Raw genomic sequence first — 16,164 nt, 5'->3', positions numbered from 1 at the left:
TTACTCCGGTTTTGAATTAAAAATGTCAAAGCGAAGTATGCGGCAGACTCCCTGTGGTGGCTACACAGGAAGTCCCTAATGCAAAATTATCAGGGTGCGCAGCTTAGGCCTGAGTCTTCTGCATCACAAGTGGCCGGCTTTGTTGCACCACCCTCGCCCTCGGTTGCAGGCCTGCCCGGGCCCACTTCCGCCACCACACCATTGATAATTTTGCCAGCCACGTTTTCAGTGCGAACCACGGAACGGGTTTGCTCCTGGCGAGCCAATACCACAGCGCCTTGTGCAGTCGTCAAGGCGGCTGCCTCTTGTGGTGACAACAGCAAGGTGCCGTTGTAAACCACGGGAATGCGATCCAGACTGCGTGCCCCATCATAGAAAAACGCTTGAGTGCCCTTGCGCTCCGGGCCCGCCAGATAAACCACTTGCCCAGGCAACAAATTACTGCCCTCAAAGGGTAGTACTGTGAGGAAACCACCCAAGCCCGGTCGATTGATGTCACCAACTTCAACCCGGATGGCACCCGTACCAGCTGACTGACCTGAACCGGACGATTCGCCAAATGTGGCCAAACCACCCGGTTGCCCATTCACTCCCCCCAAGGGTATCGAAAGTGTCAGGCCTGCGTAAGAGCGCGCTGTACCCACAGCAAGGTCGTTGTAAGGCATCCGAGCACGGATCACCGCATCACTGCCCTGTGTGGCCAGGCCACGCGCTCGAACAGCAATCAAGTCTGCCTCGGTACCCTGCCCTCCAATATTCAACCGCACGTCGTTGTTAACTGCAAACAGACTCGCGCCACGATCTGCCACATAAGAGAAAGATTGATTGTGGCTTTGCCCGGCCAGTACGCCGACCTGACCATTGATCTGGTTATTCTGCGTCAGGACAATTGAACCGTTTTCAGGTGAATTGAACTGGGTTGTGGCACCAGCAGTGGTGAGCAATTGCCCTGAACGTTGATGAATCATCGGGCTGGCCACCGTAATGCGACCGAGTCCTGTGAATGGATTCACCGCTTCTTTGCTGGAGAATACATCCAGCGAAGGTGGCAAGACCAGAGCAATGTCGGCAGAAGACAATGGTCGCGACACGCCTTTCGCGGTAAAGGTCAAAGCACCACCCGTTTGCTCAATGGTGCCCAGCAGAAGCATGCGGCCGTCGGCAGTCAACTGCCCGCCCCGACTGTTCAGGTTCAACAACTGCATGTCGCCCAAGGTCGACAAACGGGTTTGCTCCGCACTGGCACTGACCGTGCCCCGAAAGCGGTTGTCTGCATGCTGCAAATCAATTTCGCCACCGATTGATTCAAACCTGGCATCGCCCCCAACCTGCAACCGCCCAACCTGGGAAATCTGATTGGCAGAAACAGCCAGTTCACCATCGAATTGCGAATCCGCAAACTGCACCTGCATGCCGCTGACTTCCGCATTACCCCCTACATTCAGGGCCAAAGTACCACTAGAGGAAGTGGTGTCGATATTCAAGTTGCCGCTGGTTCCCAGTGCAACCGAACCACTTGACTGTACTTGCGTGTTGCCATTAAACCGGTTGCCGGAATTGGTCAAACTGATTTGGGCTGCTGTCAAGCTTGCATCATTCAACATGACCGACCTGCTTTGGGTTATTGCACCAGTCAATTCGATCTGACTTGCACCATCCACTTGCGTGCTACCAAGCTCCACATTGTTGGCTTGCAATTCAAAGTTGCCTAACACGCGTGCGGCCAGGGCGAGGTTTTCACCTTGCATCGACAAATCATTTTTGTCTGAAATCGACACGCTTGAGTTGGCGGAATCCGGATTTTGAACCGTAATTTTTCCGACAAAATCGTTGTCTGGATTGTTCAAATTTACCCGGCCACTGCGCAGGTTTGTATCACCCTTCACATTCAAAGCTGCTGTTTGGCGAACTTCAACAGCCGCTACATCCAGCTGCTGCAACTCACCAAGCTCCCCCAAACTGGCCTCTTGTGCTTGCAGATTCAAAGTACCCAAATTTGCACCCTGTACCCGCAAGGTACCTGCACTGCTCAAAGTTGCCTCGTTTGCATCTTCCACACGAACCAGACTGTTGAAGCTGTTGCCCTGGTTACCCAGATCAACATGATCAGCTTGCAGCAAAACACTGGAATTTGTAGTCAGCGTACCGGCTTGTTCAATCGACTGGGCACGCAGCTCCGCTGCACCATTCAATTGACCCGACACATTCAGCACATTCGCATCAGCAACAACCGTTGTGCCTGAAACATTGAATGCTACATTGCCTTGGAAGTCATTGGCTTGATGATTCAAATCAACTGCAGCTGCTTCAATGGTCGCATTGTTTCGAACAGTCAGTGAACCGGCCTGTGCCAGCTGTGTAGCCTTCACATTCAAGGTACCCACCTCACCCTGCAAAACCAGATTATTGACATCGCGCAATTGTGCCGTGTCGCTGACCTGCAAATCCACAACACCGCCAAAGTTGTTAGCGGCATTCTGAAGATCAATATTTGCTGCACGCAAGTCAGCCCTGCCCTGAACATTCAAGGCACCTGACTGGCTTTGCTGCTGGGTGATTCGTTGGGCATTCACAATCAATTCGTTCACACGCCCACTCAAGGCGAGATCATTGGTGTCGCTGATGGTTGCAGTGCCGACATTCTGCAGAATAATTTGGCCACTGAAGTCGTTGCCAGCCTGAGCAAGATCAACCTCGTTTGCGCGAAGTGTCAAGCTTCCTCCAGTTTGGCTGGCCTGCGTTTGGGTAACCTTGCCAGCCTGAAGTTCTGCACTGTTCGCAACTTCAAGTTGGTTCACATTGATCTCACCTGCAATCAAGGTTCCACTGGCAATGTTAAGTTCTCCTGCGGTCAATCTGCCAACAACTGATGTATTCAAAATTTGCGATTGGCCTTGCAGAAGCAAATCATTGTTGTCTGCGATATCCGCCTGCACCGCCACATCAAGTGTTACCGGGCCGCTGAAGTTGTTGTGTTCGTTCCTTAAATCGACTGCCTGTGCAGTCAATTCAGTAGCACCAGTCACCAACAACTCACCGGTCTGTGTAATGTGTTGTGCGGTCGCATTCAAGCTACCCAACACTGAATTACTCAAGTCCAGTTCATTCTGTGCGGTCACGGTCAATGCTGCTGCATTGCCCCCCAGCAAAAGGTCTCCACTGACATTCACTGTTGCCTGCTGTGTGGCATTAACAGTAACGCCGCCGCCAAAACTGTTCGCTGTATTAATCAGGTTGATTGTAGGTGCAGCCAGGTTGCTGTTGCCATTCACATTCAATGCGCCCGACTGACTAATTTCTGTGCCTGCCTGCACATTGAGGCTGCCTGCTGAACCTTGCAGTGCAATTACTTGCTGGTCGCGCAGGTTCACACTGCCAGCAGAATTCAGCACCACATTGCCAACAAAATTGTTGGCCTCATCCTGCAAAGTCACATTGCTGGCCCCCAGGGTGGTTGTACCCCCCACCTGCAAGGCACCTTGCTGAATTACATTGCCACCATTCAAGGTCAAATTACCCGTGGTGCTGAAGTTGTTCAATTCGAGTTGATCTGCCTGCAACACGATGTTTTCTGAAGCAAGGCTGGACACAGAAAGCGAATTCGCCTTTGCATTCACTGAAGTGGCAGTGCCTGATACGTCCAGCCCACCGCTGGCGGTGATGGATGCCGCACCAGTCAAATTCAAATGCACCACATCACTGAAGCTGTTCGCTTGGTTGTCCAGCGCAATCGAGTCTCCGTTGAAAGTGCTGGTGCCTGCCACCGAAAGTACATCACTTTGCCCGGTGGATGCGGCATTGAAAGTTACGTTGCCCTGTGCAGCCAAACCATCCAGGATCAAGGTACTTGCATTCATGGTTGCTGTGTTGACATTACCCGCTACACGCAGGCTATTGGTATCAGCCACTTGAGCATCGCCTGCAACATTCAGACTCAAGCGTCCCTGAAAATCATTGGCTTGATGATTCACATCAACTGCGGCGGCTTCAATGGTCGCATTGTTTCGAACAGTCAGTGAACCGGCCTGAGCCAGCTGTGAAGCCCTCACATTCAAGGTACCCACATCACCTTGGACGGTCAGCATATTTCGGTCAGCCAGTTCAACATTGACTTGATTGTTTAAAGTAACCAGGCCAACAAAATCGTTGTTGGCGTTGTTCAACCGCACCAATGTATTGCTACTGCTGTTGCGGTGCGTAATGCTCGTATCACCGCCAACGGTGAGGGCAGCTGAACCAGAGGCAGCCTGTGTCACAACATTTGAAGTCAAGGTCAAGCTTTCATTCACTGTCAGCGCATTATCGATTTCAACAGTGTTTGCATTCAACTCAAGTTCCTGTGCATTGCCTGCCACGTGCAGTGTGTTTTCGTCGCGCAAACTGACACGTGGATTGTCAAGCAAATTAACCTGCCCCTGAAAATCATTCGCAGGGTTATTTAGGCTGACTGCAGCGGCATTCAAGGCAGTGCTGGTTTCCACAACCAGTGAGTCACTTTGTGCGATGGATAGCGCTGTCAGGTCAAGCGAACCGGCCTGCCCCTCGATCGTCAAAGTATTGTTGTCACGCAAACGCACAGAACCTTGGGTATTCAAAACCACATCGCCATTGAAATCGTTCATTGCATTGTTCAACGCAACGGCACCCGAGTTGTTGATCCGGGTTTCGCCTTGCACCTGCAGGGCACGATCAACATCCATGCTTTGCGTGATGCTGCCTGCGCGCATTGCAAGGCCATTGCTTGCGGTCAAACCGTTAAACACCAAGGAATCGGCTTCAACACTCCCGCTGACAACATTGCCTGCCACAGTCAATGTACCGTTGGCTTTTATTGCTGCGCTTTCACTGGAAGCAAGTGTGACAGTAGAGCCGAATTGATTATTGCCTGACTCAGTCGAATCAATATGTTGTGCACTCAGTGCGCTGGTGCCTGTCACATTCAAAAAATCGGTTTGATCAATTCGTATTGCTGTTGCACTCAGGCTGTTTGCATTCAAGCCGTTTACAACAATCTGCCCATTGGAACCGGTGGTCAAAGTGACATCATCGGCAGAACCCTGAACAGTCAGAGTATCGTTGCCATTCAAATTTACTGCGCCTGCATTGTGCAGAACCACACTTGAACCGAAACGGTTTGCCGCGTTGTTTAGCTGAACAGAATTGCTGTTGTTGATACGCGTTTGCCCAAGCACATTCAGCGCATCGGCTTCAGTGGTACCTTGACGAATCGAATCCACGTTGAAAACTGCGCTTGCAGCCCGACCTGAGACTGCAACACCCTCGGCGCTGCCCAATTGAACCTGACCATCCAGATTGAGAACGACCTGGCCGCGAAATATGTTGCCAAGCTGAATTAATTCAACATTCTCGCCATTGAAAGTTGCCGTATTGTTAACTGTCAACGGCACTGCCTGCGCCGACTGCGTGGTATTGCGGGCGGTTGCAGTCAGGTTGTTGACCTGCCCTGACAAAGACAACTCGCTCTCGTCAGCAAGCTCGGCGGTGCCCACATTGCCAAGCTCGACATTGCCGCCGAAATCATTGGATATATCCTCCAACTGAACCGCGCTTGCATTCAAGCTTGTACCTTGCTGCACAGTCAGTGTTCCGTTCTGTGCAATGCTGGCCGCAGTAATATTCAAACTTTCAACTGTCAGTTCGTTTAACTGCACTTGATTGACTGCTGACAAAGTGGCTGCACCCGCAGACCCCGACACAGCCAAACTATTCATGTCAATTAAAGTGGCTGCACCAGTCACCGCAAGTTCGACATTGCCTGCGAAATCATTGTCGGACTCAAGCAGATTGACCTGATTGGCATTCAGGGTGGATAAACCAGCAACGGACAGCGCAGCGCTCTGCGTAATTTCGGCTGCTGTCAAATTCAGTTGCGCGGCAGAACCTGAAATGTTCAACTCACCATTGGTGTGTAAAGTAGTACCCGCAGTGCTGTTAATCAATACGTTGCCATCAAACTGGTTTGCCGGGTTCCTCAGGTTGATTTCATTCGCATTCAATACGGCGCTTCCATTCACCTGCACCGGGCCAGTCTGCTCGATCCTGCCGCTGGCATTGACTGTGAGGCCATCAGAAGCAAGGCTGTTGATAGCAAGGTTCTGAGCGCTGAGTGTGGCTTCACCGCCTGAATCGACCGAAACTTGCAGATTGTTGGAATCATGAACAGCAACTGACCCTGTCGCTGTCAAATCGACCGAGCCAGTGAAGTCATTGCCAGCGTTGTTTAAACTCAAACCACCTCTTGAGTTGATGTTCAAGCCACCGTCAGATAGCAAAGCAGCACTTTGGCCGTTGCGCATCTGGCCAACTTCACCCGCAATCACGTCTACGGTACCCTGTGGGTTACCCACGTTGAGGCTACCTATTAATTGGATCAAATCACCTTCAATTGAAATTCGTGAAGCCCGGTTTACACCAGCCGTGTTGATTACACTGGGATTGCCGTTGTTCGATGCACTGGCCAACAAAATAATCCGTCCGCCCTCGGCCAGCACCTGGCCAAGCTGTTGAATCAAGGCGTTGTGGTGACCTTCAACTGCCTGAACAACCAAGTCACTGCCCGAGGTATTTACGGTGACCTCCTTGGCTGCAATGAGATTCACCGACACACCAGACCCAGCCTGGTGTTGTGGTTGCAATCCTGCTGTCAGATTTCCGGAGTTTGTAATGGAAGGCGCCAGGAATACAATGTCTTTGCCAGTGATGCTGCCCGCATTGAGAATACTTCCGGCATTTGCATCCGCTTCAAACTCAATTGTTTGACCGGGCATTTGGCCATTGCCGTTACCATTGCCCTTGAGATTCAATGTAGACGCTACAAGACTACCCACATTCACCTGAGAACCCGCACCAAACACGATGCCACTTGGGTTGATCAGGAAAATTCGACCATTGGCCACCAAGCTGCCGAAAATTTCAGATGAATTACTCCCGACAACCCGATTCAAAATGACAGAATCAGCATTAGGCTGAACAAATCGAACGGTTTCGCCGCTGCCGATGGAAAACTCCTGCCACCTGATCACATCACGTTGATTGACTGTCTGAGTGATCACAGTGGTGCCGGGCAATGACACGTCCAGATCAAGGTTATTGCCCAAGACACCATCAAGAATGGGCGCAGTCTGCACATTGGCACTGAACACCAGCAACACGGCAGCTGCCAGCGGCTTGAGTGGGAAAGACGAATTCGGCTTGCAAGTTGCGGAAGTCATAAAAAATTCTCTTAGAAATAGTAGATGTAAGATGCAAAAATTCTTGGGCTTTGGCGTTTCGGATCAGACTGCCGAACCCCCGCCAGCTCCCAGGCCAAACTCAAGTTGAATGTGAAAATGTCTTGCCTGTCCCAAGCCAAACCCAGGCCATAACCAGCCAGTTCGGCATGGTTGTTGAATCCTGCGGGCTGATTGCTGGTGTCTTCGCGAAAACGAACACGGCCTTGATCAAAAAACACATTGAAAGACAATTCACGCGCCGCACTGCCAAACCAGTTGGCAGAGGGCAAATAGCGCGCCTCCAGCGTGAACAAATCGCAGCTGTCGCCAGAAGTTTCACCTTGTGCAAATGCGCGCACAGCCGTAGCACCACCCAGTGAACACTGTTCACTGCTGTCAAGATTGTCGAGCGCATATTGACCACGCAAGAAACTCCACAGCATCAACTTGCCGGGCACAACAGATTGCAACCTACCGAACGAATAGTTCACACGCATGGTGTTTAGTTCATCGTCCAGACCAAACGGCACACCCCCTGGATAATTCGTTTTGCTCTCCTCTACGTTGAAGCTGAAGAAGTTAAGACCGCCGCCCACCAGGCTATCGCGGGAGTCGCCACTGAGACCGAGGCGAAATGAATCCACTTCCTTCACGGTTTCCAAACCAGACAGGCTTTGCCTGTCAGTGAACTCCTTTTTGTCATACCCAGTCAGTGCAAACACATTCAGGTTGCGTGAACGCACCAGGGGATACAGCGCGAATACACCCAGCGATTCTGCATCGCCATTCAAGCCCAAGGGAAAATCGTTTTCCTCAAGTGAATAATTCACGGCAGACACGTTCACACCCAACTTCAATCCATCCGCACCAACCGGTAGCGTGTAGCCCAGCAGCGTGAAGTCCAAACCACCTGTTTCAGATTGAAGATGACTGACCGAAAACGAGTCACCCAAGCCAAACGGACTTTCCCAGGAAAAGGTGCCAATGCCACGGTACGTGCCTGCGTACCGCGAGCCGTTTGCATCCAAGCCCACACTGCCGGTCAGTGCCTTGTCGTTGCTGGGTGTTGCAACCAGAATCGCTTTGCCTGCTTGTGTGCCAGGCTTGATGGCAAATGACATTCGAATGCCACGTAGGTCATTGAGCAGGAACACCACCCGCTCTACCTCTTCCACACGAATGACCGTACCGGGCTTTAAACGCTTCAAGTGCGATTCAACAATATCCCGATTCACGCGCAGTTCCTCTGCAGGCCAAACCACTTCGACTGACTCCAGCACACCGGGCAACACGGCAATGGTCACCACACCGTTTTTAATGTCTTGCGCGGGCAAATAGGCATACGCCAGGTAATAGCCCAATTCACGCTGCAAGAATGCGGTCACCACCTGTGCTGCACTGCTGAGGTCTTCAAACGAACGCTTTTCGCCCACATACGGCACCAGCAATTCCTGAATATTGTTCAGATGCTTGGCTTCGATACCTTCAATTCGATAAGCGCTGACATTCAGAGACACATCGTTCAACGGCTTGCCCAACTCAGGGGCCACCTTTCTTTCAGCCTGATTGTCGATGACAGGCTCTGCTTCTTTTTCCGCAGCAGGCGCAGCAGACTCGGGATTAATAAAGGGGGCGGGCGTAGACACCTGGGCCTGTACTGGCCAGGCAAGTGTGAGCAGCAACAGGGCAATTGTGTATCGGTTGGTCAACATGGAATAGGTACTTGGAATGAGAGCGAACCGGAGTGAAACATCAAAACCGGAAATCAAGAAATTAGGTCATTGGTATGGTGTCAACCGAATTGAGCACCCCCCTCACCCACAAAGACCAAAATGCTACTGAGGTTGTCTGCCCGCCCCAAGGCGCGATTAAATGCCAGTTGATGAATATGGGCATTGCAATCCTCTGCGCACCACAGGCTGGTGCCCAGCAATGCGAGCTCGTCGTCATTGAGCTGTTCCCACAAACCATCGCTGCACATCAAGAACCAGTCCCCAGCCAACAAGCTGCAAGGCTCTGTCACATCCATGTGAAGATGTTCATTTTGCTCGCCCAATGCGGTATACAGTGCGTTTCGACTGGCTTGAGAATCGGATTGTTGATGGTCAATCATCCACTGCAACACACTGTGGTCCCTGGTTTTTGAGCGCAGCACAGCTTGCTGAAAGTGATATACACGCGAATCGCCGACATGCAGCCAAACTGCCTGTGCAGATCGTTGATTGATCACCAACAGACAAACGGTGGTGTGCATGTCTGAGCAATCAGGGTGTGTGATCTGTTGATGCAAAATATTTTGATTCACCTGTTGCATCAGGTCCAGCAACCGTGATCTTTCCAGCGTGGGTGATTGTTCAAATGCACTCAAAGACATTTCAACAGCCAAGGCAGCAGCAAGCTGCCCGCCGCGATGACCGCCAGCGCCGTCCGCCAGCACGCACACCAGCCAGTCTCCAAATAATTTATGTCCAACAGCATCCTGATTCTCCGGGCGGTTACCGATGTCAGTACGCTGTGTAACCTGCACTTGCAACAATCGCCCTTCGGGAGCGCCACCCAGTTGAATGGTCAACTCCATGTGCCCGCCAGATGCCGGTAGCGATCGCAATAAAGGTCCCACATGCGTGCTTTTCTGGCGAGTTCGAGACTCAAACTCAATCCACCTTGCCGATTGATCTCTTGTTCGATCACAGCTGGATCCAGACCACCCTGAACCTGCTCAATCAATGCTTGAATTCGCGCAACACTCAGTTGCATGTGCGCCTGAATATCCTGAAACGCCTGCTCAAAGGCCTGCTCTGCATCCAGATAAGCCAGTGAATTATCGCCAAGCAGTTTGCCCATGGCTTGCGCCGGTGACGCAGAAAACTTCAGTGGATTATTGCCCTTCGCGGAAATACTGGTCAGCTTGCTGCCAGTTTCTTCCTGGAAAATTCGGCGCGCTGAAAGCAATTGCATGCAACCTTGAACGCAGATACCCAACAAGTGGTGCAACTTCTCTACATCCTGAATTGTGGGGGGTGTTGTCGGCTGTTCAGCCACCACACCTCGAACTGCTGAATCAGCTTGTTGGGAACCCACATACATACGCTGGGCCAACGGCGAAATGTTCTCTTCGATGTCGCTTTCGACAGGCAGCAAGGGCATATCGAAAGCTGCCAACAGATCGTCGATATCGATGTTAGAAGCTGGTTGTGGCAACCAGGATTCCAAGGGATCAATTTCAGGCCTCGGCATCAGGTCCTCGAATCCGTTCCAATTCGCGGCAACCTTCGCAAGAATGATTGAGTAATCACCAATGCGCAGCACATCGCCGGGACTCAAGGGCACGGATTGATTCTGGGGCATGGGTTTGCCGTTAACCAAGGTGCTGTTGGTGCCAAGGTCTGTCCAGTGGCATTGGGAATTCTCAACAAGTACCTGTGCGTGCAAACGCGACACCACCCGTTGGGGATCCTTCAACACCCAAGTGCAATCGGGCGAGCGGCCAATCGATCCACCCTGCAAGGGCACAGGCCACTGTTCGGTGGCCTTGTCCGCCTGACCATCGCGGGTAATCTGGAATTCAAAGTTGGAATACATTCAACCCACCCTTAACGCAATACAAAAACTTCACCACCCAACACACCCACATGCATGGGCAGTTGAAGGGTGGCTCCGCTCAGCTTGCATTTCCATTGCAGCAGCGGCGCGTGATTGATATCCAGTAATACGTGAACCGGAGATTGGCGAACGCATTTAAACTGCCAACATTGGGGATCCAGCGCGGATTCAAGCAACTCGGATTGTGTGCAAAGATGTGTCAGATGTGCTGCAAAATCGCTGACTACATTTTGTGGGTCGAGGCCATAAGCCGCAGCCAACTCGCGATTGCGAACGGTAAAAAAAGGCAGCAAGGCAGATGCCTTGCCTGACTTGAATTGGGCAAACATATTCAGCAGAAAATCTTCAATCAGTGCCGAATCATTTGCACCGTGTGTGGAAGGCAATACATCGAGATAGCGCCAACGGGGAAACGAAACCGGCAAGTCAACTGTCGAATCCAGCAAACGGTTTTTTCTCAAACGCTGCCCACGTTGAAAAGCAGTTTTCAATTCAAATAACACCCGTGGCTGCACCAGCACATCAGGCCCACGGTCTTTTTGAAGTTCAACCCACACAGTTGTGCTGCAGTTTTGCGTGAGCAGGGCATGATCAGGATTCAATGATGTGCCTTGCATTGAAGCACCCGGTAACAGAATCACCTGAATTCTGTTTTCGCCCGACTGAACATACTCATGGATGGGCAACACCAATTCTCGTCCGTTTTGTAACTTGCCAAGCACCATGCCGTTCAGAGTCAACAAAGCATTCTGACCCTGTACACTGGCGCGCAACAACAGGGTTTTATCCATGCTGAAGGCCCCTTTGCATGATTCGCGCAGGCGCTGCCAAGTGCCAGCAGCCCAAGGCACAGCCCTTGACTGGATCGACACTTTGCCAGTCGCAGACCAATTCGGAATGATCAACAGTCAGTACCACCTCCAGTGCCCGATCTTCAGGATTAACGACCGCTGACACACTGAAAACAAGTTCACCCGCCAAAGGGCTGGCAGCGCGAATGAGCGGTTTACCCACACCAACAACGCTGCACACCTGAACATGCAAAGGCACCCTGTATTGCGCCAGCCACAAGGGCTCGCCCAGCGGTAACAATCCAGGCAATTGCTTCTCGCTGTGTTGCCAGTGAACGTGGATATCGCGTTCGGCTTGTATGCACAAATTCACCGGCACATGGTTGTGAATCAGTTGAGCCTGCCATTTGAAATCATCTGCGGCTGCACGAAGCTGCATGTCCGCTGTGGTAACAAATTCAATCAAGCCTTCATGAATCGTCCATTGGGCACGAAAGTTCAAATCCGTGCTGAGCCAGGAATTGGACTGTTGCACCACCGGCTCAATCAGTACACCTGAATCAGACCATCTTGATTGCAAGCCCTGTTTTTCTTCGGGTGAGCAGGACAAACTGAGCTGTTTGAAATCCAGCTGTACAAGCCGCGTGTCAATCAGCTCCATACGCTGAAGTGAAAAGAATCCAGACGTGTTTTGCCGACCAATTTCACAGCGCTCAAATACGGGGTCTACATGAATGACCAAATCATTTGCTGGCAATGAATTTTTACAGACCTGTGCAATCAGATAAACGGGAGTGAATTGTCCGAAGACCTGATGTACAAAACCAGAGTCTGTTCTGAACCAGTTCACCAGCTCACCCGCGATGGTGCTCACGCCAGTGGCCAAAGAACCTGTTTGATTACACGGAATTTTTGTTGGCTGACTGCCCATTTGAACGGCGGCCAGCAGGTCGATCAAATTGATCTGCAATTGCCCGCTTGGCCACGGCTGATCAAATCGCCCGAGACCGGCCAATGATTCATACAGACAATGAAAGGCGCTTGGGGACACTCCGGCGCTCAAAGCCTGTTGCATGCTACGCAAAACATTGGTTTGAGGGTCCGCTTCACTCGATATACTCTGAATGCTCACCTGACCTGCAAACAAGCTGAGCAAGACACAGGCTTGTGAATACGCCTGGGTTACATCATGAGCTTCCAGCAAATCAATTGCAGCTGAGATTGACTCGGTGAAATCTGGTTTTAGGCAGTAGCTTTGGTCCAGATCGAGCGAGCTCAATAGCACATGCATGCGCCGCAAGTGGTCAGCGCGTGCCTGCACATGGAAACGGGCTTGAAGATCAATCGTGATCAACGGCGCACCTGTGTAACCTGAACCAGGCCGGACCTCAGTTGAAACACCTCCACACCAGATTCATCGGCGAAACCAAACGACTCCACTGGACCAAATAGTTTGATCAACTCTTGTCCTGCGAGGGTGTTCAAGGCGAGCTTCAGGTAACGCGGATCAAACCAGGGCCAAATTCGATTACAGCCCGAGGAATCTTGAAGATGACGAACCTGTCGCAGATGATTCTTAAGCAAACTGGACTGCACATTTCTGCTCGAAATTACGTAGCCTCGCTCTATGGGCTTCCAGGGCCAGAACGCAGTGGAGCCCAAGGCAGAGTCTGCAAGTTTCAGCACACTGACTTGGCAATCCACTGGAATAACTCCACCCACAGCCCGCCCCGATAAGGGAGGAAACTGCACTAGCGTCGATCCGCCAGACACAATTTCAGAAGGGGCCACACCGTAAACGGTCAACATCTGGGCAAAATTCCTCAGGGAATTGGATCGATGGGTGGCTCTACCACATCGGGCGCCAGTGCGGCTTCGGGCGGACTTGGGGAAGCTGCTGAGGCGTCACCACCCATGGCACTTCCGTTGACTGAAACTGCTGGGCCACTGAATTTGATGCCTGATGCGGAAATAACAATCGAAGAGCCACCCACGTTCAGCGACAAGCTAGAGCCCGCGGTCAGCTTCAGGCTTGAGCCCGCTTTCAAGTTGCCTTGGGCCGAGGTACTCAGGTTCAAATTGCCTGCTGCATCCAGGTCAGTACTGCCCTGGGATTTCAATGAGCACTGGCCAGTGGTACTCATTGCAATTTGCCCGTTGTTGGTCAAACCGAGTAAACCTTGAACTTTGGCCAACACATCATCGTTCACCGTCAAATGCAAGGCTTTGTCGATCTGCTGACTGAGTTGACCAAGCACTGTGCGCGACACATCGGCCTTGATTTCTTCAATCAGGTTGCCGTGAATCAAGCTGTGGGAATGCCCGCGAATTTCTGTATTGCTGTTGTTCTTGATCAGGCTTAAATAATCTTTCTCGGCCTGAAACCACACATACTCGCTGCCAATTTTGTCTTCGAAACGAAGTTCATTGAAATTGGAGGGTGAGCCTTTCTCGCTGGATTGTGAACGCCAGCCAGACACTGTTTTGTGTTCAGGCAATGGATAGGGAACTGTTTGCTCAGCATTGTAGGCAACCCCGGTAACCAAGGGCCGGTCGGGGTCGCCATCTTCGAATGACACCACCACTTCCTGGCCAATGCGCGGAATGGCCACAAAACCCCAGCCCTTGCCAGCAACAGGAGAGGCTACACGCACCCAGCAAGAACTGTCCTGATTGTATTTGCCGTAGCGATCCCAGTAAAACTGAATCTTGATTCGACCGAATTCATCGGTGTGTATTTCTCGCCCCTCCGGGCCAACAACCACGGCGGGCAAGGGTCCTTTGACTTGAGGTTTTCTGGATTTCCGTTCGGGTCTGAAAGCCTGGCTGGAATCAATGGCTTCAAACTGACAATCAAAATCAGATTGTGCACCGCCACTGGCCTCTGGTTCTGACTCGTGAACGGTGATCAGGGTACCAATCACGAGCAAAGTTTTGGACAACGCAGGGTTGTCCTTGCAAACCGTTTTCAACAAATGGCCTGTTGCAACTCCCCTTGCCGAAGTGCTTGCATTGAACGTTTCCTGGCGCGCCTGAGATTCTTCGTGACGCAGTTTGCTGTAGTGAGTACCCTCACCTTCATTTTCAAACTCACCAGGATACTCGAACACCTCGTAGGCCGAGTTGTAACTTTCTGCCTTGCCCTGTGAGTTCACCAGCAAGGAGTTCGATGGTGTTTTGAAGTTGTAATCCGTGTGTGCATGCCTCGGCGGTTCAATGGACTTCTTCAATGACATGCTGGTGATCATTTCTTCCGGGGTTAGCCTGCCACTCTGCGAAGCTGGGTCATAAGCCAGGCTGGAATAACCAGGAAAAACTTGATGTGTACTGCTGGAGTCTGCGAGTACCAGCGTATGCTGGCCCTCACCATGTTCAAAGTAAAAATAAACGCCTTCCTGTTCAAGAATACGGCGAATAAAATTCAGGTCACTTTCACCGTACTGAACCACATATTCCCAAACACGCTTGGCGCCCATGGTGCGATCGGAAAACCGCACTGAGGAATGCCCGTGGCGACCAATTACTTCGGAAACGATGCCAGGTACGGTCTTGTTCTGGTAAACGCGAAACTCCTGGTTCTTGCCCAGCAACCACGTCCATGATTTCAATTCCAGGCGATAGGCGCAGCGCCCTGCGCTGGACATGGAAACCTGCTCCATTTCCACAATGACACCGTCAAAATAACGCTTGGTTTTCTCACGGGTTTCATAGGCCAGACAACAATTCTTTCCCAGAAAATCGTCTGCATTCAACAGCGCGGAATCGGATTCCAGAAACACAGAGCCTGTACTGTTTTCGGAAAGTGATTCCTGCAAGCGCGCAGATCTGAAATGAACCTCGTCCAGAGGAGCTGAACCGCTCAGGCTGATCAATCTGTTCATTGGCGGCTGATTTCAACTCGGCGATTGGCGGGTGCAAAAGGATTATTCACATCAGCCAGCTTGTCAGCACCCTTGCCCTCCACACGCAACAAGCTTGGCGATACACCCTTCTGAGTCAGGTAAGTTTTAACGGCTTTGGCACGCTCTGAAGAAAGCACCTGATTCAAGGAAGCGTCACCACTGGCATCGGCATGACCCGTAACCACAATTGGCGGTGAATCGGATGGGCGATTACTCAGCACCTGTGCGAAAACATCCAACTGCTTTTTCAATTCAGCGGGAAGCTCGGCAGACCCCAACTGGAAATGCGCATTCGGAATTGAAAAACGCACTGCGGGCTTGAACCCCATGCATTTAAAACCGTTTTTACGAAGCTCTTCACATGCCTCTTCGGGAAACAAACCCTCTTTAACCTGCTCAACAGCTGGAACTGTGTCGGCCAAATCAACCACCAACGATTCTGCATGAGACGGTGCATGCAAGCCGATGAGTACGGGCGCCAACAAAGCGAACTTCAGAATATGTTTTTCAAACATAGCTACTCCGGAATAGGTAGGGCATCGGTAAAAAAATCACCTTAAAAAATCTCGTGATAGGATTTTTCGCGACTTAGGCCACGAGTCTATTCCTTTTGAAAAAATTCGCTCAACGAGTGAT

At 51.4% G+C, this 16,164-nt stretch carries 9 protein-coding genes; all 9 read right to left on the bottom strand.

Translation table 11 applies throughout. From position 1 onward, the window contains the following. Positions 1-89: 89 nt before the first annotated feature. Positions 90-7,232: a two-partner secretion domain-containing protein gene (locus PY990_RS07950; RefSeq protein WP_275271155.1), complete on the bottom strand. Its 7,143-nt coding sequence runs from the start codon at positions 7,230-7,232 to the stop codon at positions 90-92. An 11-nt stretch (positions 7,233-7,243) separates the two neighbouring features. Then, a complete protein-coding gene (locus tag PY990_RS07945; RefSeq protein ID WP_275271154.1) occupies positions 7,244-8,944 on the bottom strand; it encodes a ShlB/FhaC/HecB family hemolysin secretion/activation protein in 1,701 nt (566 codons plus the stop codon). Positions 8,945-9,024: 80 nt separating this feature from the next. After that, on the bottom strand, positions 9,025-9,810 hold the full coding sequence (locus tag PY990_RS07940; RefSeq protein ID WP_275271153.1) for a PP2C family protein-serine/threonine phosphatase: 786 nt from the start codon (positions 9,808-9,810) through the stop codon (positions 9,025-9,027). Continuing rightward, positions 9,801-10,814 (bottom strand): type VI secretion system-associated FHA domain protein, encoded by a 1,014-nt coding sequence (locus PY990_RS07935; RefSeq protein ID WP_275271152.1) that lies wholly within the window; start codon positions 10,812-10,814, stop codon positions 9,801-9,803. Before PY990_RS07935 ends, PY990_RS07940 begins: the two co-directional genes overlap by 10 nt. Before the next feature lie 11 nt (positions 10,815-10,825). Then, positions 10,826-11,626 (bottom strand): hypothetical protein, encoded by an 801-nt coding sequence (locus PY990_RS07930; protein WP_275271151.1) that lies wholly within the window; start codon positions 11,624-11,626, stop codon positions 10,826-10,828. Then, positions 11,619-12,980 (bottom strand): hypothetical protein, encoded by a 1,362-nt coding sequence (locus PY990_RS07925; RefSeq protein ID WP_275271150.1) that lies wholly within the window; start codon positions 12,978-12,980, stop codon positions 11,619-11,621. The genes PY990_RS07930 and PY990_RS07925 overlap by 8 nt, the downstream gene beginning before the upstream one ends. After that, positions 12,977-13,435 (bottom strand): hypothetical protein, encoded by a 459-nt coding sequence (locus tag PY990_RS07920; RefSeq protein ID WP_275271149.1) that lies wholly within the window; start codon positions 13,433-13,435, stop codon positions 12,977-12,979. Before PY990_RS07920 ends, PY990_RS07925 begins: the two co-directional genes overlap by 4 nt. A 14-nt stretch (positions 13,436-13,449) precedes the next feature. Further along, positions 13,450-15,507, bottom strand: coding sequence for a type VI secretion system Vgr family protein (locus PY990_RS07915; protein ID WP_275271148.1), 2,058 nt, complete (start codon positions 15,505-15,507; stop codon positions 13,450-13,452). Continuing rightward, positions 15,504-16,043, bottom strand: a complete 540-nt coding sequence (locus PY990_RS07910; RefSeq protein WP_171097241.1) for an OmpA family protein — start codon at positions 16,041-16,043, stop codon at positions 15,504-15,506. Before PY990_RS07910 ends, PY990_RS07915 begins: the two co-directional genes overlap by 4 nt. Between the last annotated feature and the right edge of the window lie 121 nt (positions 16,044-16,164).

This window comes from Limnobacter olei, assembly GCF_029087225.1.
Classification (GTDB): domain Bacteria; phylum Pseudomonadota; class Gammaproteobacteria; order Burkholderiales; family Burkholderiaceae_B; genus Limnobacter; species Limnobacter olei.
The sequence above is the reverse complement of the archived record's forward strand: the minus strand, read 5'-3'. Positions and strand labels throughout refer to the sequence as shown.